Here is a 22966-nt window from a genome sequence, read left to right as displayed (position 1 = left end):
AGGACTGATACGGCAGGCGATGACTAAGCGCTATTCTTACAAGCTGGAGGCAGGCCGGATCGGCGCGGGTGTCATAACCCTGATCGCCATGGGTGCAGGCTGCAGCCATGCCATGGCGCAATCCCAGGCCCAAAGTGGTCGATCGGCCGGCATGACCGGTACGCAATTTGCCTTTGAACTGGCGCTTGCACAGGTCGCGGCCACAGAAATAACGCCCCCCATGCCTGTGGTGGATGAAACACGTCCGCCCTATGCCAATGCCAAGCCTATCCCCAAAGTCATTCGCACCGAAACCACGCCGGGCACTGACGGCCTGACAAGGGGCACGTCTTACCTGGAAGCCGACCAGGTCATCAACAGCGATGATGACGTCACGACAGCCGTTGGCAGCGTCGAACTGCGTCAGAATGGCCGGACCATCCGCGCCGACAAGGTCATTTCCAATTCAGTGACCGGCGTCACCACGGCCGAAGGCCACACCCAGACGCTGAACGAGGATGGCAGCGTACAGTTTTCCGACAAGATCACCTATGACGACAACATGCAGTCCGGTTATAGCGAGAATTTCGCTTCGATCGGCCGCGACAATTCAAAAGTCTTTGCCCGACGGCTGGAACAGATCAGCCCGGATATCAACCGCCTGACCAATGTCATCTATACCCCCTGTGCCCTGTGCGTGAAGAACGGGGAGACGCAGGATCCGACCTGGTCGATCGAAGCCAGCCAGATCACCCAGCGTAAAGACAAGAAGATGGTCTTTTACAATAACGCGGTGGTGAAGCTGAAAGGTGTCCCGGTCCTGTATGCGCCCTACCTTTGGACACCGGACCCGGAGTTGGAGCGCGCCTCCGGTTTCCTGCCGCCGAAGATTTCGGCCGATGAGAAACGCGGATTCTCCTATGAGCAACCCTATCTCTGGTCGATCTCACCCTACCAGTACCTGATCGTCAGCCCGCAACTGAATGCCAGTGTCAATCCGCTGCTCAACCTGGACTATATGCGCCGCTTCTATTCCGGCACATTGCACGTCCGCGGCGGCTTCACCAACGAGGCATTCTTCGACAATGACGGCAATCGCCACGGCGTTTCGGCGACGCGTGAATACCTGCTGGCGGACGGCGCCTTCAAGATAAATAAAGACTGGCGCTGGAACTTCACCGCCCAGCACGTAAAGGATGAGAGCGGCGACCCGAAGGGCGACTACGCCAACTTCTTCGAGCGCTACGGCATTGACGGCGCCTTTGATCAGGTCGGTGACCTGTCCGTTGATTCCCGCCAGCTTATAAATCAGTTCAATGTGACGCGTCAGGTCTCCAATGCCTATTTCGCCGTCACCCTGGCGAACTTCCAAAGCCTGCAGGTTGGTGGCTATCTGGATAGTGCCGGCGGCACCAGCCTGCAACCCTATGCGATCACTTCCGATTTCTTCCCGACCATCGCGCCGCAGGTCGAAGCCTACTGGTCACCGAAATCACGCATCCTTGGCGGGCAACTAACATTATCGGCCAATGCCATCGGCATCTACCACAAGCGCCTTGGCAATGTATCGGGACTCAGGGCCATCGATATCGGCGCGCCTGTGGCATCCGATGGTACAACGGGTTACGACACCAACCGCGTCAGTGCCGGTCTGAACTGGACCGGAGACATGACAAGCGGGAATGGTGTCAAGTGGGGGCCATTCCTGGATGTGCGCCACGACTATTATCAGATCACTGACCTGGATACCACCGGCACGGCCTATGATGTGTCGCGCGATCTGGCGACGGCGGGCCTGAACATCAGCTACCCCATGTACCGCAGGTTCAAGAGCTTTACGGCTATCATAGAGCCCGTCGCGCAGTTCGCGGTATCGCCTGATACACAGGAAAGCCCTTATCTGCCGACTGAAGACAGTCAGTCCTTTGAGTTTGATGAAACAACCCTGTTCAGTTTCAACAAATCTCCGGGCTTTGATATTTATGAGGCCGGCAGTCGGGCAAGCCTTGGCCTGCGCGGCGAACTGCGCTTCAACTCAGGACTTCAGGTAGACGGTTTGATCGGGCGGGTTTTGCGTAATGAAGCGGAGTCACAATTCCTGCAAATCGTGAAGCCGAACGGCAGTACCGCAAGCTATGCCTATGATCCATCGGGTCTTGGCCGTGAAAAATCCGACTGGATCGCCACCGGCAGCTTCGATACCCATACCGGTCTGAATGGCTACACGCGCCTGCGTTTTGACAGCGAAACCGGTCGGCTGAGCCAGGGTGAATATGGCCTGACCGCCATTCGCCAGAATACGACCGCTACTCTGCGCTATATCGTCAATAATGTCCTGACGCCGAACCAGATCACCAGCTATTACGCCGCCAGCGATATTACGGATACTACCGAAAGAGCGGTGGAAAGAGCCGCCCGGCTGGCCGAACTCGCTTCGAACGGCAAGCTGAAAACCTTCGGCGACAATTACCGCAATCTCCAGCTTTACGGCCAGTACTTCTTCACCCAGCATTGGGGCATAGGTGCGCGGCTTGACCGTGACCTGGTTTCTGATTCCTGGCGTAAATCGACCATAAGCCTGATCTATAAGGATGACTGTAGCTGGTTCGAGCTGGTTTATCAGCAAAACAATTCCCAACTTACGGCGCGAAATGGTAAAGCGTCATCCTCGATATTCTTCCGCCTTAACTTAACCACATTGGGAACATCACCTGCGAAGGTTAACGATGTCCGCTAAATTCAGGTCAAACCCTCACGCTATGCACATGTCCTATTCTCTGACCTCCGGCTCATTCATCTCAAGGGTTTTACCCGTCCTGTCCATGGCCTTGATGCTCAGCGCCTCGCCCGTTCTGGCGCAGACCTTCCCGCAGACACCAGATACGGGTGACGCCGCCCTCGCCTCGCAGCCGGCGCTGACACCGGATACTCAGGCGCCGCAACTGCCGCCTCTGGCGGAAGGCATCCTGGTGTCCGTCAATAATGACATGATCACCTCATATGACCTGAAACAGCGCATGTTGCTGCTGATCGTGACGTCGGGCGTGCAGGTGACGCAGGAAAATTATGCCGCCTTCCAGCAGCAGGCCCTGAACAGCCTGATCGACGAGCGTTTGGAACAGCAGGAGATGGACCACTGGAAGGTCAAGGTGACCGATGCCGAAGTCGACGACGAAATCGCCCGCATGGCGGCGCAAAGCAACCTGAAGCCCGACCAACTCCTGAGCGAACTGAAACGCGTCGGGGTCGAACCGGCAACCCTGCGCGCCCAAATTGCCGCTGAAACCGGTTGGAACCAGTTGGTCGGCGGTCGCTATCATTCCAGTGCCAATGTCGGCACGGCTCAGGTCGATTCCCTGATGGACAAGGTCATCGCCGATGGCCAGAAGCCGCAATATCTTGTGGCTGAAATCTTCATCGACAACACGACGGCCGGTTCGCCTGCCAATGCACTTCAGGGCGCCAAACAGTTACGTGATCAGATTGCGGCCAAGGTCGCACCTTTCCAGGCCGTCGCTCGCCAGTTTTCCAATGCCCCGTCAGCCGCCAATGGCGGCGATGCCGGCTGGCTGGTTTCCGGCAATATGGATCCGGCTGTCGAAACCGTTCTGGCCTCGCTCAAGCCCGGCGAGATGAGCGAGCCGATCGTCACCAAGGACGGCGTTTACGTTTACCTGCTGCGCCAGAAGACCGACGGTAATGCCGATATGGTCTTCCGCATCAAGCAGGCGGCTGTTCCCCTGCCCGCAAATGCAAGCCCCGCCGATGTGGCCGCCGCCAACGCGGCCCTCGCCAGTTTCCGGTCGCGCGTCGATAGTTGTGAGGCTTTCGATGATCTGAATGGCAAGGGCCCCGCCGGTGTCCAGGTCACCGATCTGGGCGACGCCCAGCTTTCAACCCTGCTGACCAACTATGCAGATGCCCTGCGCCCGCTGAAGAATAATCAGGTCACCGAGCCGCTGCGCAATGCGCAAAACATGAACGTGCTCTATGTTTGCGACCGCCAACTGGCCGGTGATAACGCCCTGAGCCGCGACCAGGTCGAAAACAACCTGGTCAATCAGCGGCTGTCCATGCTGGGGCGCCGCTACCTGCGCGAACTGAGAAGCACGGCGACGATTGAAAATCACTGACGCGCCTTTGGTAATGAGCCTGGGTGATCCCTGCGGGATCGGCCCGGAGCTTGCGGCGAAAGCCTGGACCAGCCTGAGAGATCAGGCTGGTTTAGCTTTTTGCGTGGTCGGTGATGCCGCTCTGCTGGCCGCCCAAGGTGTGCCGGTCGTACGCGTGGCCGATGTTTCGGAAGGGAACGTCCATTTCGCCAACGCCTTGCCGGTGCTGGACAGCCCCTTGAGTGCACCTGCCGTCGCCGGGCGTCCCGACAGTGCCCATGCCTCCCATATCATTGACTGGATCAAAACTGGTGTCGAACTATGCCTCAGCGGCCGGGCGCGGGCATTGATCACCTGCCCCATAGCCAAGTCGGTGCTTTACGCCACGGGCTTCACCTTTCCCGGCCATACCGAATATCTCGCCGAGCTTTGCCGGGAGGGCGAGACCGTGCCGACACCGGTCATGATGCTGACAGCCAGAGACTTGCGCGTAGTGCTGGCCACCATCCATATGCCTTTGAGCGCCGTACCGGCGGCGCTGTCCATCGACGGACTGGTTGAACTGGCGCGCATTACGAATGCCGCGCTGATCAAAGATTTCGCTATTGCCGCGCCGCGCCTCGTCATGGCCGGTCTTAACCCGCACGCCGGCGAGGACGGCACCATAGGCCGCGAGGAAATTGATATTTTGAAACCCGCCGTCAATAAGTTGCAAAACGAAAGTATTATGATTGATGGGCCTTTTCCGGCGGATACCCTCTTCCATGACGAGGCTCGCGCTGGTTATGACGCGGCGCTTTGTATGTACCATGATCAGGGCCTGATCCCGTTGAAAACCCTCGATTTCTGGGGCGGCGTCAATATCACGCTCGGCCTGCCCATTGTCCGCACTTCACCGGATCATGGTACCGGCTTCAATATCGCCGGCAAGGGGATTGCGCGGATTGACAGCCTTGTGGCCGCCATTCGTGCCGCCGATGATATCAGCCGTAATCGAGCCTTCTCATGACCCTCCCCAGCCTGCGCGAAAGCCTTGAAGCCCACGGCCTGATGGCCAAGAAATCTTTCGGCCAGCATTTTCTGCTCGATCTCAATATTACCCGCAAGATTGTCCGCCTCGGCGGGCCGTTCGATGACGATGTGGTCATCGAGGTCGGTCCCGGTCCCGGCGGCCTGACCCGCGCCCTGCTGGAAACCGAGGCGAAAAAAGTCATCGCCATCGAGATGGACAGCCGTTTTATTGATCTGCTCGGTGAGTTGAATGCGGTTTATGGTGACCGTTTCGAGGTCATCGAAGGTGATGCCATGAAGGTCAATGAAGCCCAGTCTCTTGCGGATCGCGGTTTACCGCCTTTGGCGCATATTGTCTCCAACCTGCCCTATAATGTCGGCACACCTTTGCTGATCAAATGGCTGACGGGGCCGTGGCAGCCGCTGTCCATGACCCTGATGTTCCAACTTGAGGTCGCGCTGCGCGTTGTGGCGCCGGTCGGGGATGACGATTATGGTCGGCTATCGGTTATCTCCCAGGTGCTCTGTGACTGTGAAAAGATCATGGACCTGCCGGCGCGTGCCTTCACACCTCCGCCGAAGGTCGACAGTGCCGTGGTCAAACTGATTCCGAAGACCGACCGCCCGGACAAGGCGATTATCAAAAATCTGGAAAAGGTCACGGCCGCCGCTTTCGGCCAGCGTCGTAAGATGCTGCGCGCGTCGCTAAAACCACTGGGCGGCGAAGCTCTGCTGGAAAAAGCAGGCATTCCCCCCACCGAACGCGCCGAGCAGATTTCACCGCAAGATTTTCTGAGGCTGGCCCAATTGATATAGCCTATCGCTTCAAATTTGCGAAAGGTAGTCTCGCGTACTGTGCTTCAAATTCCCACAAGAACTCTTTCTCGGCTTTACGGGCATCTTCGGAGTAGGTGGGCTTCCATGCCACGATTAGATCAGTGGCATCTTTAATTTGCCAAATATAGCGACCACCGTAATGGCCAATATTCCGCCCCAAGCCAAATTGAAAATATTGTTGCAGACGTTTCCGCAAATGCGTTTTGCCAGAATTTGTTCCGGCTTTGCCGACATATAGAATATGCGTATCTGTAACGTAAGCATTCGGCGTAGGCCGCAGGTGGGGTTATGCCGCCTTCTGTTCGAGTTGGCGGAGCCGCTTCCAGTTCCAGGGCAGGAGGTCGTCTATTCGGTTGGCTGGGTGAGCGGCGATACGGTCGAGGACGTCCGCCAGCCAGGCCTGGGGATCAATGTCGTTGAGCTTTGCCGTGACGATAAGGCTGTACATGGCAGCGGCCCGCTGACCGCCGCGGTCAGAGCCTGCAAACAACCATGATTTTCGACCCAGGGCGATGCCGCGCAGGGCGCGCTCGGCAGCATTGTTGCTGAGGCAGATTCGTCCATCATCGAGGAAGCGCGTGAAGGCCGGCCAGCGCTTCAGCATGTAGTCCATGGCCTTGGCAAGGTCGTTGCCGCGCGCCAGCTTGGCGCGTTGCGTCACCACCCAGGCATGGAGGTCATCGACCAGGGGCGCAGATGAAACCTGACGTACAGCCTTGCGCTCCTCAGCGCTCTTGCCGTTGATCGTGCGCTCGATATCGAACAGGGCATCCATGCGACGCACCATCTCCAGCGCCATAGGCGATAGGACGGAGGCCACCTTGCCTTGCGCCACGCGACGCGCATTTTGCTCTGCATCAGCCATGGCAAAGAAGGGCCGCCTGGCATGAACCCAGCAGGCCGCCTCCAGGATCGGTCCCGGCCTTCGTTCCGAAAGATAGAGCTTGCTGTAACCGCCATAGGCATCGGCCTGAAAGATGCCGTGCCATGTTTTCAGGTGGTCCTGTGGATGCTCCGCCGTTCGATCCCTTGAATAATAAAACATGGCTGACGGCGCCGATGTGCCGCCGAAGGGCTTGTCATCGCGAACATAGATCCATATCCGCCCCGTGTCGGTCTTGCCTTTTGCAAGCACGGGCACCGTCGTATCGTCACCGTGCAGGCGTCCGGCCGCAAAGGTGTGGTCTTCGATCCGGCGGATGAGGGGATCGAGCACGGCGCAACAGGCGCCGACAGCATCGGCGGCCGTGGACAGGCTGATGGGCACGCCTTCCTTCTCGTAGCGCATGATTTGCCGATTCAGGGGCTGATGCTGGCCGAACTTCTCAAACAGCATCATGGCCAACAGGTTCGGCCCGGCCCAGGCTCTGGGGATGGTGTGGAAGGGGGCTGGCGCCTGGCTGATCTTCTCACAGTCCCGGCAGGTGAACGTCTCGCGCACATGCTGGATCACCTTCCACTGGCGTGGAATGACCTCCAGGGTTTCAGTAACGTCCTCGCCAAGCTTGCGCAGACGATCCCCGCCACAACAGGCGCAGGCTGTGGGACCAGGCACGACAACCCGCTCACGCGGCAGATGCTCGGGGAAGGCCCGGCGCGCCGGCTTATTGCGCACGAAGCCTTCGACCGTGGAGGTTTTGGTGGCAGCGGCCTGCGACGCCAGTTCCGCCTCGGTCGCGGTCGCCTCGATCTCTTCGAACGTCATTTCCATCTGATCGATCAGACGGACACTACGTTCCGAGCGCGGACCGTACAGCGCGTTCTGGAGCTTGGCGATGACCAGCTTCTGGTGCGTGATGGTCGCCAGGGCGTCAGCATTTTCCGCCTTGGCGGCCGCCAGCTCGGCTTGCGCATGAAGGAGCTTCGCCTCCAAAGCGACCACATTGTCCGGAGTGATTTGGGGCGTCGTTTCCATGCCGAAGTGAATCACAAAACCCCTATCTTGCAAAGGAATTTTACGGCTCTCAACCCAATAAACATGCCCGTTCAGCCGACACTTTCCGGCTTCCATGTCATCTGCGGATTGCGCCAATCGATCCCTTCCAGGAGATAGCCCAGTTGGGCTGGCGAGATACTGACACTGCCATCCTTGACGGCCGGCCAGATGAAACGGCCCCGGTCCAGACGCTTGTAAAACAGGCAGGCGCCTTGGCCATCGTGCCAGATGATTTTGATCTTGTCGCCCTGGCGGCCACGGAAGACAAACAGGTGCCCGCTCGATGGATCACGCTTCTGGCTCTCCTGGATCATCAGGGCCAAACCGTTATAGCCCTTTCGCATGTCGGTATGGCCCATCGCCAACCACACCCGAACACCGGCCGGAACCGGGATCATAGCCGTCTGGGCGACACCGCCGCCACCACGTCAGCAGCAAATCGAGCGCCGGCTGAGACCGGAATCCGGATCAACGATCCATCGGGCATAACGATCTCGACCATGCCCTTGGTACATCCACTTGCACGCTTCGGCGTCTTGGCCTCCGTGTCCTTGCCAGGACCTGAAAGGGCCGGCACCAAAGCCACGCCAGCCTCCGGCGTCACCGTGACCGCAACGAAATCTCCGGCAGCCTCATTCACACGTTCTGCCGCAAGGCCATCCCGCCAGCGATATATCTGGTGGTTTTGAAGGCCATGCCGCCGTGCTACGGCCGAAACACTGGCCTCTCCCGAAAACGCCTCGTCCACAATTTGACGCTTCTCTTGCCAACTCCAGGTCCGGCGCTGAACATATATCCCGCTTGTAGCCATCGACAAAACTTTCCAGCACCAGTGCCGGCACTACTGCCAGCACTACCTACAGGCAGATAACTGCGCGAAACAAAGGCGAATGAACAAGGCGGCCCTCGCCGGAGGCTTACTCTGTAACCCATTTCGCCCTAAGATCTTTGGTGGTTACATTGGGATTTTTCCTCTTATGAAAACCGCCAGTCCCCACGTCAATGAAATGCGGTACAGTCTTTTGCGCCAACAAAATTAGATATATGCCCGGCACAGTCGGGATAAGCGTTAGTTCATCACGAAGGCTACCAACGGGATAAAACCCCTCAAAACCAATCGCTCTTAATTCTTCAAATGATAGCACCGCATCTAACCTAAATAGGCTCAGACATCAGTTCATCGACAAACGGCGCGATCCACAGCCCCCGCGAACGGCGCGCGACCTCGGCATGATAGATGTGAATCAGTTCGGCATAGGACCGGTCAAAATCGTCATTCAGAATGACGTAATCATATTCCGCCCAATGTGCGATCTCGCCTTTGGCACGGGCCAGGCGACGCTCGATCACCGTCATATCGTCCTGCGCGCGGGCAATCAAGCGGCGCTTCAGTTCTTCCATCGATGGCGGCAGAATAAAAATACGCACCACATCCGAAGGCGCCTTGGCGGAAATACGCTGCGCGCCTTGCCAGTCGATATCGAACAGCACGTTCTTGCCCTGCGATAAGGCACGTTCGACCGGTTCGCGCAAGCTCCCATAGCGATGATCATGCACCGAGGCATGTTCGAGGAAGGCATCCTCGGCGATCAGCTCATCCATGTGGGTGTCATCAATGAAGTGGTACTCGCGGCCTTCCTGTTCACCGGGACGCGGCTTGCGCGTGGTGACCGAGGTCGAGAGATCGAGATCGGCGTGATCGGCCATCAGCCGGCGGCACAGAGAGGTCTTGCCGGCGCCGGAAGGCGATGAAACGATAAGCATGAGACCGCGCTTTATGCGCTGCGTGCCGGGGTTTGAGGTATTCGGCATCGCCTACTCCACATTTTGCGTTTGTTCACGGAACTGATCAATCGAGGCTTTAAGCTCCAGCCCCGTCTGGGTCAATTCGATAAAGGCCGATTTCGAGCACAGGGTATTGGCTTCGCGCATGAATTCCTGCGCCAGAAAATCGAGCTTGCGGCCGGGTGCGGCTTCACCGTCTATCAACTGGTGCGCCTGGTCAAGATGTGAGGTCAGGCGGTCCAGCTCTTCGCGCACATCGGCCTTGGTGGCCAGAAGTGCGGCTTCCTGCAGGACGCGCTCCTGGAAATCCTGGGCATCCGGCAGCAATTCATCCAGCCGACGGGAGAAGCGTTCCCTGATCGCCTCAACCTGCTGATCCGCCAGTCCTTTGGCGCGTTCAACACAGGCCGCCATGGTGATCAGGTGGCCCTTCAATATGGCTTCAAGCGCCCGGCCTTCGCTTTCACGAGCCTCTTTCAGACGATCAAAGAGCGCCGCAAGATCAGCCGCCAGGACCGCCTCGGCATCGGCAGTTAACTCGGCGCGCTCGTCGCCGGCCGCCTCGATAACGCCGCGCAATCCCAGCAGACCGTCCACGGAAGGCGTCACCGCCTCACCGGCGTCGATCAGGGCGCGGCTGGCTTCGAGATAGAATTCAAGCACATCCTTGTTGAGCGTGACACCCGCTTTCGCCGCGGCGCTGCCGACCGATACGGTCAGGTTTATCTGGCCGCGCTGGAACCGGTTCTTGGCCAGCTCACGCCCCAGCCTCTCCACTGCGTCAAAACCGGCCGGAAAGCGGTATTTGACGTCGAGACCGCGACCATTGACGCTGCGCATTTCCAGGGTCCAGGTCAAGGTGTCATGCCCGCCCTCAACGCGGGAAAAACCGGTCATGCTAGCCAGGCTCATGGGGGTATCTCCGGATGTCGGGGGTATTAATGCCTGGCACTCAGACGCACTGGTTTTGCCGGCTTGTCGGTCCTGGCAACGGATGGCGCCCCAGGCGGCTCTGGCGCAACGGCAGAAGACGTATAGACATTGACCTGGGCTTCCATGGCCCGCCATTTGGCGACATTGGCCAGGTGCTCCTCGTAGCTGGCGGCAAAAACATGCCCGCCGGTGCCATTGGCGACGAAATAGAGATCCTGTGTTTTGGCGGGATTGAGCACGGCGGCAATTGATGCCTTGCCCGGATTGGCGATCGGCGTCACCGGCAACTTGTCGATCTGATAGGTGTTCCACGGCGTCGGCGTATCCAGTTCCTCGCGCGTCAGCCCCCGGCCAAGCGGTTCACCATGCGAAATGCCGTAAATGACGGTCGGGTCTGAGCCCAGGCGGATGCCGCTGCGCAGGCGATTGATAAAAACGGCCGCCACGCGCGGGCGCTCCGCCGGCAGGGCGGTTTCGCGCTCGACAATCGAGGCCATGATCAGGGCGTCTTCCTTGGTGGCGAACGGCAGGTTCGGTGCGCGTTTGGCCCACAGCGCGTCCAGCGTATCACGGCCGGCATCGAGCATCCGGTCAAGCACCGCCTGACGCGTCTCACCTGGTTGATAGAGATAGGTCTCCGGCAGGATGGCGCCTTCCGGCGGCACTTCAACATCGCCGGTCAGATCCTTGACGCCCATCAGGATACGCACAGCCTGGGCCGAGGTCCGCCCTTCGGGGATGGTGATGAAGGTCTGGACCACCTTTCCATCCTCAATCCGCCGCAGTGCGCTCATCAGAGACGTGCCGGCTGGAAACTCATAAGTCCCGGCCTTCAGGCTGTGCCGGCCGTTGAACCTTGCCGCCATCCGGAACAGGCTGGCGGAATGGATGACATGCGCCTTTTCAAGTGCCTGCCCCATGCCCCTGACGCTCAGGCCATGCGCCAGCGTCACGCGCGTGGCGGTTTTCAGACCCGGCCCGTAAAGCTGGGCATAGAGGAAGAGGCCGCCGGAAAAAACCAGCAGTAACAGACCGGCCAAAAGCCCCGCCAGAGGGGCCCAAAGCGACTTGCCCCCTTTTCCGACGATGCCTGGCCGGTGATGCGAATCATTCGTCAACCGCACCCAGAATAAGCGCGGCATTGGTGCCGCCGAAGCCGAAGCTGTTAGACAGAACCCGTTTAATCTTCATCGGTTTGGCCTTGTGCGGCACCAGGTCGATCGGGGTGTCGACATCCGGATTGTCGAGATTGATGGTCGGCGGGGCGATCTGGTCGCGGATCGCCAGAGTACAGAAAATAGCTTCTACCGCGCCGGCGCCACCCAGCAGGTGGCCGATCGCCGACTTGGTCGATGAGACGGTGCCGGTCGCGGCGCGGTCACCCAGGAATTTCTCGATGGCCTTCAGTTCGATGCCGTCCGCCATCGTAGAGGTGCCGTGCGAATTGACATAATCGATCGTCTTCGGATCGATATTGCCATTTTTCGCCGCCGCCACCATGGCACGGTAGCCGCCGTCGCCGGTCTCGGAGGGCGCGGTGATATGGTAGGCATCGCCGGTCAGGCCGTAGCCAAGAACTTCGGCATAGATCTTGGCGCCGCGCGCCTTGGCGTGTTCATATTCTTCCAGAACGACAATGCCGGCACCTTCGCCCATGACGAAACCATCGCGGTCCTTGTCATAGGGACGCGAGGCTTTTTCAGGCGCGTCGTTGAACGCCGTACACAGGGCGCGGCAGGCGATGAAACCCGCAATCCCGACCGGCACGATGGCCGATTCTGCGCCGCCGGCCACCATGACATCGGCATCGCCAAACATGATCAGACGCGCCGCATCGCCGATGGCGTGGGCACCTGTGGCGCAGGCCGTGACCACGGAATGGTTCGGCCCCTTGAGCTTATGGCGGATCGAGACCTGACCGGAGGCTAGGTTGATCAGCGAGGACGGGATGAAGAAGGGCGAAATCCGTTTCGGTCCCTTGTCACGCAGTTCTAAGGCGGTGTCGGCGATAATGCCGAGGCCGCCGATCCCGGACCCGATCAGGGTGCCGGTGCGCTCCTGGTCTTCATCCGTTTCCGGGTGCCAGTTGGCATCATTCAGGGCTTCATCGGCCGCGGCGATGGCATAGAGAATAAAGTCGTCGACCTTGCGGCGTTCCTTGTTGGAAAGCACGGCAGACGGGTCGAAGGAGCCTTCGATATCCGGGCCGCCGCCACCGCGTCCATCGACGGTCGGGATTTCGCAAGCCACGGTGCAGGCATAGTCGGTTGTATCGAAAGCCGTGATGGGACCAGCGCCGGACTTGCCTTCCAGCAGGCGTTTCCGAGGATATCTCGACCCCGTTACCCAGAGGCGAAACCAGACCGAGACCGGTAATTACGACGCGACGAACCATAGGCGATCAACCTTCAACTTGGCCATACATGTTACGGCCAGACCTGGATACAACTAAGCGCGGCCAAACCCCCATAACAGAGTCTGAAACCGCGCTCAAGCAAGTCTTTGGACTTAGGACTTCAGCTTGCCATCGATATAGGCGACAGCGTCGCCCACGGTCAGGATGTGCTCAGCCGAGTCATCAGGGATTTCGATATCGAATTCTTCTTCGAAAGCCATGACCAGCTCAACGATGTCGAGGCTGTCGGCTTCCAGATCGTCGATAAAGCTCGCCTTTTCCGTGACCTTGTCCGGATCAGCATCCAGATGGTCGATCACGATCTTACGAACACGTTCAAGAACTTCAGACATTTATTGTCCCTTCAGAAAGTAGAAACTCAGGACCCGAGACCGCAGGGTCCCAAGGGGAGGATAGAATCCAGTTTTGTCTTGTAGGCATATAAAACCGGCGTTTCAAGACATTTAAAAACACCGGCCAAAGCAAGAGCGGCAAAACACACATCTAATGCGCATTTTGCCCGCCCGTTATATTCAGATCATCGCCATGCCGCCGTTGACGTGCAGGGTCTGACCCGTCACATAGCCGGCTTCCGCGCTGGCCAGGTAAACGGCCGCCGCGGCGATGTCACTGCCTTCACCCAAAGCGCCGGCCGGAATTTTAGTCAGGATGGCGGCCTTTTGCGCCTCATTGAGTTCGTCCGTCATGGGCGAGGCAATAAAGCCCGGAGCAATGCAGTTCACGGTTATATTGCGGCTGGCAACCTCCTGCGCAAGGGCCTTCGAAAAACCAATCATGCCGGCCTTGGAGGCGGCATAGTTGGTCTGGCCCGGATTGCCGGTGACGCCAACCACGGACGTGATGCCGATGATGCGGCCGTAACGGCGCTTCATCATGCCCTTGGTGGCGGCGCGCGCCAGACGGAAATAGGCTTCGAGATTGACCTTGATGACGGTTTCCCAGTCCTCGTCCTTCATGCGCAGGATCAGACCGTCACGGGTGATGCCGGCATTGGCGATCAGGATATCGAGGCCGGAACCGGCCGCCTCTTCAGCCTTGGCGACCAGGCCATCGACCTGAGCCGCATCGGACAGATTGGCGGCAGTCACGAAAGCACTTTCAGGTCTCATAGCACCGAGTTCGCCGGCCAGTTCAGCCAGAACGCTTTCGCGTGTGCCGGACAGAACGACCTTCGCGCCCTGAGCATGAAGCGAGCGGGCGATGGCGGCGCCAAGGCCGCCGGTCGCGCCGGTAACAAGGGCGGTTTTTCCAGTCAGGTCGAACATGAATCGGCTCCTCAGAAACAATGTATGGCGGCGCGTTTAGGCGAAAACCGTGTAAGGGATCAAGCAGATTGTCTTAGTCAAGCTTTGAGCGATGCCGCAAAAGCCTCGAAATCAGCCGCGCCGTTCAGAGCCACCGAATTGGCTTCAGGCGCAATCCGCTTGCTCATGCCCGTCAGCACCTTGCCTGCGCCCAACTCGGCGAAGGTCGTGACACCGCCTTCGGTTGCCAGCCACTGCACCGATTCCCGCCAGCGCACCCGGCCGGTCACCTGGCGCACCAGCAGATCGGCGATTTCATCCTTGCCACCGATCGGGCGCGCCGTGACATTGGCCACCAGGGTGGACACCGGCTGATTGATGGCTACTTTCGCCAGCGCCGCACGCATTTCTTCGGCGGCAGGCTGCATCAAAGGCGAGTGAAACGGCGCCGAGACATTGAGCAACATGCCCTTGGCGCCCAGTTCCTTTGCTTTTTCGACCGCCAGTTCAACCGCCTGCTTCATGCCGGAAATGACGATTTGCCCGGCATTATTGTCATTGGCAATGACCACCACGCCGGCGGCAGCGCCGGCCTCGCAGGCTTTTTCCGCCAGCTCCAGGTCGGCCTTGCCGATCAGGGCCGCCATGGCGCCGACGCCCAACGGCGTGGCGCGCTGCATGGCCTGGCCGCGCAGCTTGAGCAGGCGGGCCGTATCAGCCAGCGAGAAGGTGCCCGCCGCCGCATGGGCCGAATACTCACCAAGTGAGTGACCGGCAATATATTTCGCGGCAGAACACGGAACGCCAAATTCCTTTTCGAGGATGCGCGATACAGCCACCGACACCGCCATAATCGCCGGTTGAGCATTTTCTGTGAGGGTCAGTTGATCTTCGGACCCTTCGCGCATGATGGCGAAAAGCTTCTGCCCAAGAGCCTCATCCACCTCATCGAACACCTCACGCGCTGCGGCAAAGGTGTCGTAGAGTTCCGCGCCCATGCCGATGCTTTGCGACCCCTGCCCCGGAAAAACAAAAGCCAGTGTCATGATGCTTGCCTCTCAGAATTTAACCGGCGACTCCGTTAGGACAATGCGACCTTCAGAGCAAGCGTGCCGATACAATTTTAGTTATTACCCTTCGCCGGTAACCGATCTTGCCAGGCCACCGTATAAGGCATAGCGTCACTAAAACAGGAGATACGCTCATGAAGAAAATAACTCTCGGCCTGACCGCCGTCGCTACAGCCACCCTGCTCGCTTCCCCGGCCTTCGCCGCCCTCAAGGTTGGCGACAAGGCGCCGGGCTTCAGCATTCCGGTCGCCACCAATGGCGTCGTCAGCACATTCTCACTGCAGGACGCCCTCAAATCCGGCCCTGTCGTGGTTTATTTCTATCCAAAAGCCTTTACCGGCGGGTGTTCGCTGGAAGCGCACCAGTTTTCCGAAGCCATTCCGAAGTTCGAGGCGAAGCATGTAACCGTCGTCGGCGTCTCCACGGATGAGATCGGCACACTGCAAAAGTTTTCCAAGGAAGTCTGCCAGGGCAAGTTCCCGGTTGGTGCCGACACCAAGGCCGTGGTCACGAAAGCCTATGATGCGCAGATGGGCACCATGAACATGTCCAACCGCATTTCCTATGTCGTCGGCACGGATGGGAAGATTGCCTTCGTCCATGACAGCGGCGACGCCTCCACCCATGTAAGCACGCTTTTGCAGGCAGTCGACGCCGGAAAATAAGGTGCAGACCGCCCGGCAATTGAGCGCAAAACTAAACAACTCTTGCCTTTTGAGCGTTCCTCATCTATGAGGGCGCTCCCTTCCGGGTGGTCGGCTGACATCGTGTCATGTCCGATCCATCGTCCTGACCAGACCTTCCGCTGGTTCAAGGCGCCACCCGGAGCAACGGAAGAGGATAAACATGCCCTTTTACGAACACACCGTGCTCGCACGGCAAGATATTTCGCCGCAACAGGCGGAAGCTCTTAACGACACCATCAAGCACCTGATCGAAGAAGGCGGTGGTCACATCGCCAAGATCGAATACTGGGGTCTGCGCAACCTGACCTATCGTGTCAAGAAGAACCGCAAGGCTCACTATTCGCTGCTCGCCATCGACGCCCCGGCCCCGGCCGTGAAGGAAATGGAACGCCAGCTCTCGATCAACGAAGACGTCATCCGTTTCCTGACCGTTCGCGTCGAAGAGCTCGACCTCGAACTGTCGCCCGTCCTGTCGCGCCGTGACCGTCCGGAACGCTCGGATCGCTCCGACCGTGCCGAACGCACGCCTGACTTCGCAGAATAAGGGAGCACCAGATGTCTGAAGACGCAATCGCCTCCACCGCTCCCGGCGCGCCTGTCGGCAACGGTCCCGCCCGCCGTCCTTTCTTCCGCCGCCGTAAGGTGTGCCCGTTCTCCGGCGCCAACGCCCCGAAGATCGACTACAAGGACGTCAAGCTCCTGCAACGTTACATCTCGGAACGCGGCAAGATCGTCCCCTCGCGCATCACGGCCGTCAGCCAGAAGAAGCAACGCGAACTGGCCAAGGCCATCAAGCGCGCCCGTTTCCTGGCCCTGCTGCCCTACGTTGTGAAGTAAGGAGCAGAGATCATGAAAGTTGTTTTGCTTGAACGTGTCGAAAACCTCGGCACCATCGGTGACGTGGTTGGTGTGAAGGACGGCTTTGCCCGTAACTTCCTCCTGCCCCGCCACAAGGCCCTGCGCGCCACGGCTGCCAACCTGAAGGTCTTCGAGGCCCAGAAGGAACAGATCGTCGCCCGTAACGCCGCCAACAAGGCCGCCGCTGAAAAGTCGGCCTCGGAACTCGACGGCACGACCTATGTCATCATCCGCCAGGCGGGTGACAGCGGCCAGCTCTACGGTTCGGTCAACGCCCGTGACGTGTCCGAAGCCGTTGCTGAAGCCGGCGGCAAGGTTGAGCGTAACCAGATCGTTCTGAATACGCCGATCAAGACCCTCGGCCTGCACGTCATCACTGTGCGCCTGCACGCGGAAGTCTCGCTGACCCTCACGGTCAACGTGGCCCGCTCGGCTGATGAAGCTGAACGTCAGGCTTCCGGCGAAAATGTCATCGCCTCGCAATTCGAAGAAGATCGTGTCGCTGCTGAAGAAGCCGCGGCCGATATGCTCGAAGGCGGCGCCGGCGAAGCCATGCAGAACGCGCCTTACGAAGCTTAATCGCTTCTAAGCGTTGACTATTTAGCCTTCGGAAGCCTCGCTTCCGAAGGCTTTTCTATATCCCTGTCACAGCCTGTTTACTGCAACCGACTGATCCGTCTTGCTATTCCTTGGAAAACAGGTATGGTCACTGCATTCGAGATTAAGGTTTGACTTGCACGACCGCCCACAAGGCTTCCAAGACGCACTCTTTTCGGATTTTAAAGTTCGCGTAATTCCATGCGTACTTCATGCACGAAGGTGCGTTACAATAAACGGAGGCCATCATGGCTACGGGTACGGTTAAGTGGTTCAACCCCACAAAAGGTTTTGGTTTCATTCAGCCCGACACCGGCGGTGCGGACGTGTTCGTTCACATCTCGGCCGTTGAGCGCGCCGGTCTGCGCACCCTGAACGAAAATCAGAAGATCAGCTACGAGCTGGTCACTGAAAAGGGCAAGACCTCGGCTGCCAACCTGCAAACCGCGTAATTCATCGGGCTTCGGCCTGTCGAATTCAAAGTTTAAAACCTCCGGAAGCCAAGGCTTCCGGAGGTTTTTTTATCACGGCTTGTCCTTGTAGACATAACTTGCCGCCACCTGCCCCAGCAAACAGGCGATCAGTGCCGCAAGCACATTGTAATGCACCATTCTGGCTGGCTCGATTCCCATCGCCATCTTGTCGAAACTCATGCCCAGCCAGCCCACGGCCCAGATAAGTAGACCTGATACCCATGCGGCGCGCAGATTGGCGCCTGCCCATGTCCGGATACCGGCATAGATATAGGTGCCGGCTATACCCGCGACCAAAGCCTGCAAAGCCCAGTGTACAAGCGACACGCTCTCTGACGGCATCGGGAAAACGGTTTTGGCGACGGCGCCCCACATTTGCCAGTCCTTCCCCAATATGACCGCATTGGTGACCGCCTCGATGACATAGATGATAATCCCGGATACGAGCCCGCCCAATATCAGGCGCAGCAAATTGATTTGCTTCATAAATCAGCCTCCCATGAATGCGTTTTTGAACGCCTTGCCGGCACTCTACACCCGTTATGCGAATTGTGACAGACCAGCACCGATGTCACGAATGGTTACAATATAAGGAGTGCGCTCACAAATTCAGAAGAGCGCAGCACACTCGCTCGACACACGAAACAAGCACAATAAATTGAATAATAAATAGTTTTAACTAAATTTCGAGTTCCGTGCAGAATTTATGAATAGTTTTTCTAACGCAATTTAGAAGAATTCATTGCGGCGCTCCCTCTTTAAATATGACAGCAATGCGACCAATTGTGGCTCAGCACAACCGCACGAGTCGGAAAATCGCCTTAAAGACGAACCCGAACCGAAATTAATGGAGCCTACGCATGTCCACTTCACGTCTCTATCTGACAACCGCCCTTGTCCTTAGCCTGTCGGCCGGTTTTGCGCCCGCCGCCTTCGCGCAGGATACCAATCAAGCCGCGCCGGCGGCCGATGAACAGCCCACCGAAATCGTCGTTACCGGCCAGCGCGCCAGCCGCCGCTCACGCCTCGACACCCTGGCGCCCGTCGATGTCGTCACCGCGCAAAGCCTGCAAACCCAGGGCTCGACCGAACTGGCGCAGGGCCTTTCCCGCGTGGCTCCCAGCCTGAATTTCCCGCGCCCGGCTGGTGTCGACGGCACTGATAACGTCCGCCCCGCAAGCTTGCGCGGCCTGTCGCCCGACCAGACCCTGGTTCTGGTCGATGGCAAACGTCGCCACACTTCGGCGCTGGTCAATGTCAACGGCTCGACTGGCCGCGGGTCATCCGCCGTCGATCTCAACGCCATCCCGGAAATCGCGCTCGACCGCCTGGAAGTCCTGCGTGACGGCGCCTCGGCGCAATACGGCTCCGATGCCATCGCCGGCGTGATAAACCTGCATCTGCGCGAGGCTAATCATGGCGCCGGTGTCAGTGTTTCCTACGGCGAATATGATACCGACGTCAGCCCGGCCAATTCCTCGCGTCATGCTTCCGACGGCGCCACCACCAATGTTTCCGGTTGGGTCGGCCTGCCGCTCGGTTCCGACGGCTTCCTGACCATCTCCGCCGAAACCCGCCACCGCGCCCCGACCTCGCGCGGCGATATCGACGGCCTCGTCTCGCCGGCCGTTGTCACCAGCCGCTATGGTGATCCGGCCCAGTTGAGCGCCAGCGTCTTCGTCAATGCCGGCAAGCCGCTGAACGACAACTGGACGCTTTACGGCAATGCCAGCGCTTCGGACCTCAACTCCAAGAGCGCGGCCTTTTTCCGCCACACCAATGCGTCCGGCAACATTCCCGAAATCTATCCGTTTGGCTTCCTGCCGATTATAAATGCGCAATCCAAAGACTATTCAGCCACAATCGGCCTGCGCGGCGCTCTCGGCGAATGGACCAGCGATTTTTCCTTAAGCGCCGGTGGCAATAAGCTCGACTATTACACGCTGAACAGCGTCAACCCGTCCTATGGTGCCGCCTCGCCACGTGATTTCTATGACGGCCAGATGAAGTATGATCAGACCGTCTTCAACGCCGATATCAGCCGTCCGTTCGCAGTATCTGGCTGGGCCAGCCCGCTCACCCTGGCGCTCGGCCTCGAAGCCCGTCAGGAAAAATACGCTATCAAGGCCGGAGATGTCGCCTCCTACGCCCTCGGTTCCGACACGACCAAGTCCGCCGGCGCTCAGGGCTTCAGCGGCTTCCAGCCCAGCAATGTCGTAGATGTCGATCGCAACAATGTCGGTGTCTATGCCGATGTCGCGGCTGATATCACCGACCGCTTCAGCTTCGATGCCGCCATCCGCGCCGAGAACTATTCCGATTTCGGCGACAATGTCTCCGGCAAGTTGGCGGCCCGTTACAAGCTGACAGACAGCTTCGCCCTGCGCGGCTCGGTCTCAACCGGCTTCCGCGCGCCGTCCCTGGCCCAGCAGTATTTCACCTCTACCGCCAGTGTACTCGATACCAGCGGCAGCGTCGGCAAGATCGTCGAAACCGGCACCTTCCCGGCCACCAGCGCCGTTGCTACGGCCCTCGGCGCCGAACCGCTCAACCCGGAAAAATCGACCAGCTATACCCTGGGCGGCGTCTGGAAGCGCGGTCCGTTTGAAGTGACGCTCGATGCCTACAGCATTAAGATCGAGGACCGCATCCTGCTGTCCGAAAACATTTCCCGCACCTTCTCCACCCAGGTTGCGGATCTGCTGGCCCCCTATGGCGTGTCCGCGGCGCGTTTCTTCATCAACGGCGCCGACACCACAACCAACGGCGTCGACCTGGTGGCCAATTATCGCCTGCCGACCGATTTCGGCCGCTTCAACTTCTCGCTGGCCTATAACCACAACGAGACCGAGATCGACAGCCTGAACCCGCTGAATAACTCCCCCCTCGATCCTCAGCCGGTGCTTTTCGCCCGTGTTCGCCAGGTCATCCTGACCAACTCCTCGCCTGAGGATAAGGCCACGGTGGGCGTGGACTGGAATGCCGGCAACTGGACCGTCAATGGCCGCGCCACCTATTACGGCGATGTGATTGACCCGGCCTCGGTTCAGGCCAATGATATTCACAGCGGCGACCATACCCTCGTTGACCTGTCGGCCAGCTATCGCTTTGGCACGGGCACGACGATCACGCTCGGCGCGGATAATCTGTTCGACGAATACCCGGACGCGACCCCGGCCAATCTGAACATCACCAGCGGCAACGGTGTCGGCGCCCTCTCCTTCACCCGCTTCTCGCCCTTTGGCTTCAATGGTCGTTACCTTTACGCCAAGCTCAGCCAAACTTGGTAGAAGGGCCACAGGCCCTTCACCCGGAATCATGACAGCGTGTGTTGTGACTTTCGTGGCCAAAAAACGCCCCTCGCCGGTTCGCCTGCGAGGGGTTTTTCATGTTATGCTCGGCAGATTCTATCCCCAGACTTCACAGGCTGTGAATTGGCCTTAAGTGGACACAAAAATTAACCGGATGACACGGCTTGCACATGCCGTAACCTGACTCTATGACCGCCGCCATGCCCGACACCCTCCCCCCGCTTCACACCGCCCCTGAAACGCCTTCGACCATTCCGCATAATCTGGAAGCGGAACAGGCCCTCCTCGGCTGTCTGCTGTTTGATAACGGCGCCTATGAGCGACTGTATGATGGTCTTCAGCCGCGTCATTTCTATGAGCCCTTCCACCAGCGCCTGTTCGCGGTGATTGAAGAGCAGATCCGCATCGGCCATCTGGCGGAACCAATCGTTTTGCTCGACAAGTTCAAGGCGGATCAGGCATTCCAGGATCTCGGCGGCATCCGTTATTTCGCCGATCTCGTCGATCGTGCACCGCCGGCTGCCAATGCCTCAGACTATGCCCGCGTCATTTATGACCTGGCCCTGCGCCGCGACCTGATCCGCCTGGGCGGTGAAATCGCCAAGGCGGCGGTGGGTGAGCAGGACGCCCGCGAACAGATCGAAGCGGCGGAATCGCAGCTCTTTTCCATGGCCGAAACCGGCAGCTCATCCACCGGCTTTGTCAGCTTTTCGGACGCGGTCGCCGGCGCGTTGAACCACGCCGAGGAAGCCTTCCACCGCGATGGCGGCCTGGCCGGCATATCCACAGGTCTGACCGACCTCGACAAGCAGATCGGCGGCCTGCACAAGTCCGACCTGATCATCCTGGCCGGCCGCCCCTCAATGGGGAAAACGGCGCTGGCGACCAATATTGCGATGAATATCGCCAAGAACTATGCCTACGAACCGCAACCCGATGGCACCCGCAAGACCGTGCGCGGCGGTATCGTCGCCTTCTACTCACTCGAAATGTCGGCCGATCAGTTGGCTGGCCGTCTGCTGTCCGATGCCTCCAGCGTGCCGTCAGACAAGATCCGCAAAGGCGAAATCACGCCTGGTGAGTTTATGCAGATCAAGGAAGCGGCGATGGAGATCAGCGCCGCCCCGCTCTATATCGACGACACCGGCGGCATTACCCTGGCCAAGCTGACGGCCCGCGCCCGCCGTTTGAAACGCACGGCCGGTCTCGACTGCCTGATGGTCGACTACCTCCAGCTTGTCACCATCGGCGACGCCGGCGCCAATATGAACCGCGTGCAGGAAGTCTCGACCATCACCATGGGCCTCAAGACCCTCGCCAAGGAACTGGCCATTCCGGTCATCGCCCTGTCCCAGCTTTCCCGTACCGTGGAAAGCCGCGATGACAAGCGCCCGCAGCTTTCCGACCTGCGCAGATCCGGCTCGATCGAACAGGACGCCGATATCGTCATGTTCGTCTACCGGGAAAGCTACTATCTAGGCCGAGCCGAACCGCGCGAAGGCACGCCCGAGCACCTGACCTGGCAGGAAGACATGGACCGCTGCCGCAACATGGCCGAGGTCATTATCGGCAAGCAGCGTCACGGCCCCATCGGCACTGTCCGCGTGTCGTTCGACGCTAATACCGTGCGTTTCGGCAATCTGGCCAACAGCCATCTGTATGAGAGCAATTACGAATAACCGGTCCTTGACACCACTGCGAAAACGGAACATACGAAG

The 22966-nt window shown here is 59.0% G+C and carries 21 protein-coding genes and 1 pseudogene; 11 read left to right on the top strand and 11 right to left on the bottom strand.

Going from position 1 to position 22966, the window contains the following annotated elements; all coding sequences use genetic code 11:
* Nucleotides 1–19 precede the first annotated feature (19 nt).
* From lptD to rsmA, 4 genes are read left to right on the top strand one after another with little or no spacing between them, the layout of a single operon-like run.
* Nucleotides 20–2716: an LPS assembly protein LptD gene (lptD, locus tag NVV72_17035; GenBank protein ID MCR6660950.1), complete on the top strand. Its 2697-nt coding sequence runs from the start codon at nt 20–22 to the stop codon at nt 2714–2716.
* A 28-nt stretch (nt 2717–2744) separates the two neighbouring features.
* Nucleotides 2745–4112, top strand: coding sequence for a peptidylprolyl isomerase (locus NVV72_17030; GenBank protein MCR6660949.1), 1368 nt, complete (start codon nt 2745–2747; stop codon nt 4110–4112).
* A complete protein-coding gene (pdxA, locus tag NVV72_17025; protein MCR6660948.1) occupies nt 4105–5100 on the top strand; it encodes a 4-hydroxythreonine-4-phosphate dehydrogenase PdxA in 996 nt (331 codons plus the stop codon). The genes NVV72_17030 and pdxA overlap by 8 nt, the downstream gene beginning before the upstream one ends.
* Entirely contained in the window at nt 5097–5918 is an 822-nt protein-coding gene (rsmA, locus tag NVV72_17020) for a 16S rRNA (adenine(1518)-N(6)/adenine(1519)-N(6))-dimethyltransferase RsmA (GenBank protein ID MCR6660947.1), read from the top strand. The genes pdxA and rsmA overlap by 4 nt, the downstream gene beginning before the upstream one ends.
* Nucleotides 5919–6225: 307 nt before the next feature.
* Here the strand turns inward: rsmA and NVV72_17015 are convergent, their stop codons facing one another.
* The 10 genes and pseudogenes from NVV72_17015 to fabD form a co-directional block, all read right to left on the bottom strand.
* Nucleotides 6226–7854, bottom strand: a complete 1629-nt coding sequence (locus NVV72_17015) for an IS66 family transposase (protein ID MCR6660946.1) — start codon at nt 7852–7854, stop codon at nt 6226–6228.
* A 71-nt stretch (nt 7855–7925) separates the two neighbouring features.
* Nucleotides 7926–8273 carry an IS66 family insertion sequence element accessory protein TnpB gene (tnpB, locus tag NVV72_17010; protein ID MCR6660945.1) on the bottom strand — a complete coding sequence of 116 codons (348 nt, stop codon included), beginning with the start codon at nt 8271–8273 and terminating at the stop codon, nt 7926–7928.
* Nucleotides 8270–8686 carry a transposase gene (locus NVV72_17005; protein ID MCR6660944.1) on the bottom strand — a complete coding sequence of 139 codons (417 nt, stop codon included), beginning with the start codon at nt 8684–8686 and terminating at the stop codon, nt 8270–8272. The genes tnpB and NVV72_17005 overlap by 4 nt, the downstream gene beginning before the upstream one ends.
* Before the next feature lie 344 nt (nt 8687–9030).
* Entirely contained in the window at nt 9031–9687 is a 657-nt protein-coding gene (gene gmk / locus NVV72_17000) for a guanylate kinase (protein MCR6660943.1), read from the bottom strand.
* 3 nt (nt 9688–9690) lie between these two features.
* Nucleotides 9691–10572 (bottom strand): YicC family protein, encoded by an 882-nt coding sequence (locus NVV72_16995; GenBank protein MCR6660942.1) that lies wholly within the window; start codon nt 10570–10572, stop codon nt 9691–9693.
* Nucleotides 10573–10598: 26 nt separating this feature from the next.
* Complete coding sequence (mltG, locus tag NVV72_16990; protein MCR6660941.1) at nt 10599–11633, bottom strand: endolytic transglycosylase MltG; 1035 nt, start codon at nt 11631–11633, stop codon at nt 10599–10601.
* 67 nt (nt 11634–11700) lie between these two features.
* Nucleotides 11701–12988 (bottom strand): annotated as a pseudogene (fabF, locus tag NVV72_16985) (beta-ketoacyl-ACP synthase II).
* Between the two features lie 113 nt (nt 12989–13101).
* A complete protein-coding gene (locus tag NVV72_16980) occupies nt 13102–13341 on the bottom strand; it encodes an acyl carrier protein (protein MCR6660940.1) in 240 nt (79 codons plus the stop codon).
* 180 nt (nt 13342–13521) lie between these two features.
* Nucleotides 13522–14274, bottom strand: a complete 753-nt coding sequence (gene fabG / locus NVV72_16975; protein ID MCR6660939.1) for a 3-oxoacyl-[acyl-carrier-protein] reductase — start codon at nt 14272–14274, stop codon at nt 13522–13524.
* 77 nt (nt 14275–14351) lie between these two features.
* On the bottom strand, nt 14352–15299 hold the full coding sequence (gene fabD / locus NVV72_16970) for an ACP S-malonyltransferase (GenBank protein ID MCR6660938.1): 948 nt from the start codon (nt 15297–15299) through the stop codon (nt 14352–14354).
* A gap of 158 nt (nt 15300–15457) precedes the next feature.
* Here fabD and NVV72_16965 point away from each other — a divergent pair, with 158 nt between their 5' ends.
* The 5 genes from NVV72_16965 (at nt 15458) to NVV72_16945 (ending at nt 17916) form a co-directional block, all read left to right on the top strand.
* A complete protein-coding gene (locus NVV72_16965) occupies nt 15458–15988 on the top strand; it encodes a redoxin domain-containing protein (protein MCR6660937.1) in 531 nt (176 codons plus the stop codon).
* A 181-nt stretch (nt 15989–16169) separates the two neighbouring features.
* On the top strand, nt 16170–16553 hold the full coding sequence (gene rpsF / locus NVV72_16960; GenBank protein MCR6660936.1) for a 30S ribosomal protein S6: 384 nt from the start codon (nt 16170–16172) through the stop codon (nt 16551–16553).
* Between the two features lie 11 nt (nt 16554–16564).
* Nucleotides 16565–16846 (top strand): 30S ribosomal protein S18, encoded by a 282-nt coding sequence (gene rpsR / locus NVV72_16955; GenBank protein ID MCR6660935.1) that lies wholly within the window; start codon nt 16565–16567, stop codon nt 16844–16846.
* 12 nt (nt 16847–16858) lie between these two features.
* Nucleotides 16859–17446, top strand: a complete 588-nt coding sequence (gene rplI / locus NVV72_16950) for a 50S ribosomal protein L9 (GenBank protein ID MCR6660934.1) — start codon at nt 16859–16861, stop codon at nt 17444–17446.
* Between the two features lie 266 nt (nt 17447–17712).
* Nucleotides 17713–17916 (top strand): cold-shock protein, encoded by a 204-nt coding sequence (locus tag NVV72_16945; GenBank protein MCR6660933.1) that lies wholly within the window; start codon nt 17713–17715, stop codon nt 17914–17916.
* Between the two features lie 72 nt (nt 17917–17988).
* Here the strand turns inward: NVV72_16945 and NVV72_16940 are convergent, their stop codons facing one another.
* Entirely contained in the window at nt 17989–18423 is a 435-nt protein-coding gene (locus tag NVV72_16940) for a hypothetical protein (protein ID MCR6660932.1), read from the bottom strand.
* Nucleotides 18424–18797: 374 nt separating this feature from the next.
* On the opposite strand from NVV72_16940, the gene NVV72_16935 reads away from it, so the two are divergent.
* Both NVV72_16935 and NVV72_16930 read left to right on the top strand, forming a co-directional pair.
* Complete coding sequence (locus tag NVV72_16935; GenBank protein ID MCR6660931.1) at nt 18798–21227, top strand: TonB-dependent receptor; 2430 nt, start codon at nt 18798–18800, stop codon at nt 21225–21227.
* Between the two features lie 221 nt (nt 21228–21448).
* Complete coding sequence (locus NVV72_16930) at nt 21449–22927, top strand: replicative DNA helicase (GenBank protein MCR6660930.1); 1479 nt, start codon at nt 21449–21451, stop codon at nt 22925–22927.
* Nucleotides 22928–22966 lie beyond the last annotated feature (39 nt).

This window comes from Asticcacaulis sp., from assembly GCA_024707255.1.
In the GTDB taxonomy this organism is placed as follows: domain Bacteria; phylum Pseudomonadota; class Alphaproteobacteria; order Caulobacterales; family Caulobacteraceae; genus Asticcacaulis.
This window is presented reverse-complemented; position numbering and strand designations above follow the sequence as displayed.

Excerpts from the sequence above, each read along its gene's own strand:
- lptD (MCR6660950.1), top strand. The coding sequence starts at position 20 with ATGACTAAGCGCTATTCTTACAAGCTGGAGGCAGGCCGGATCGGCGCG.
- NVV72_17030 (MCR6660949.1), top strand. The coding sequence starts at position 2,745 with ATGTCCTATTCTCTGACCTCCGGCTCATTCATCTCAAGGGTTTTACCC.
- rsmA (MCR6660947.1), top strand. The coding sequence starts at position 5,097 with ATGACCCTCCCCAGCCTGCGCGAAAGCCTTGAAGCCCACGGCCTGATG.
- NVV72_17015 (MCR6660946.1), bottom strand. The coding sequence starts at position 7,854 with ATGGAAACGACGCCCCAAATCACTCCGGACAATGTGGTCGCTTTGGAG.
- tnpB (MCR6660945.1), bottom strand. The coding sequence starts at position 8,273 with ATGATCCCGGTTCCGGCCGGTGTTCGGGTGTGGTTGGCGATGGGCCAT.
- NVV72_17005 (MCR6660944.1), bottom strand. The coding sequence starts at position 8,686 with ATGGCTACAAGCGGGATATATGTTCAGCGCCGGACCTGGAGTTGGCAA.
- gmk (MCR6660943.1), bottom strand. The coding sequence starts at position 9,687 with ATGCCGAATACCTCAAACCCCGGCACGCAGCGCATAAAGCGCGGTCTC.
- NVV72_16995 (MCR6660942.1), bottom strand. The coding sequence starts at position 10,572 with ATGAGCCTGGCTAGCATGACCGGTTTTTCCCGCGTTGAGGGCGGGCAT.
- NVV72_16980 (MCR6660940.1), bottom strand. The coding sequence starts at position 13,341 with ATGTCTGAAGTTCTTGAACGTGTTCGTAAGATCGTGATCGACCATCTG.
- fabG (MCR6660939.1), bottom strand. The coding sequence starts at position 14,274 with ATGTTCGACCTGACTGGAAAAACCGCCCTTGTTACCGGCGCGACCGGC.
- fabD (MCR6660938.1), bottom strand. The coding sequence starts at position 15,299 with ATGACACTGGCTTTTGTTTTTCCGGGGCAGGGGTCGCAAAGCATCGGC.
- NVV72_16965 (MCR6660937.1), top strand. The coding sequence starts at position 15,458 with ATGAAGAAAATAACTCTCGGCCTGACCGCCGTCGCTACAGCCACCCTG.
- rpsF (MCR6660936.1), top strand. The coding sequence starts at position 16,170 with ATGCCCTTTTACGAACACACCGTGCTCGCACGGCAAGATATTTCGCCG.
- rpsR (MCR6660935.1), top strand. The coding sequence starts at position 16,565 with ATGTCTGAAGACGCAATCGCCTCCACCGCTCCCGGCGCGCCTGTCGGC.
- rplI (MCR6660934.1), top strand. The coding sequence starts at position 16,859 with ATGAAAGTTGTTTTGCTTGAACGTGTCGAAAACCTCGGCACCATCGGT.
- NVV72_16945 (MCR6660933.1), top strand. The coding sequence starts at position 17,713 with ATGGCTACGGGTACGGTTAAGTGGTTCAACCCCACAAAAGGTTTTGGT.
- NVV72_16940 (MCR6660932.1), bottom strand. The coding sequence starts at position 18,423 with ATGAAGCAAATCAATTTGCTGCGCCTGATATTGGGCGGGCTCGTATCC.
- NVV72_16935 (MCR6660931.1), top strand. The coding sequence starts at position 18,798 with ATGTCCACTTCACGTCTCTATCTGACAACCGCCCTTGTCCTTAGCCTG.
- NVV72_16930 (MCR6660930.1), top strand. The coding sequence starts at position 21,449 with ATGCCCGACACCCTCCCCCCGCTTCACACCGCCCCTGAAACGCCTTCG.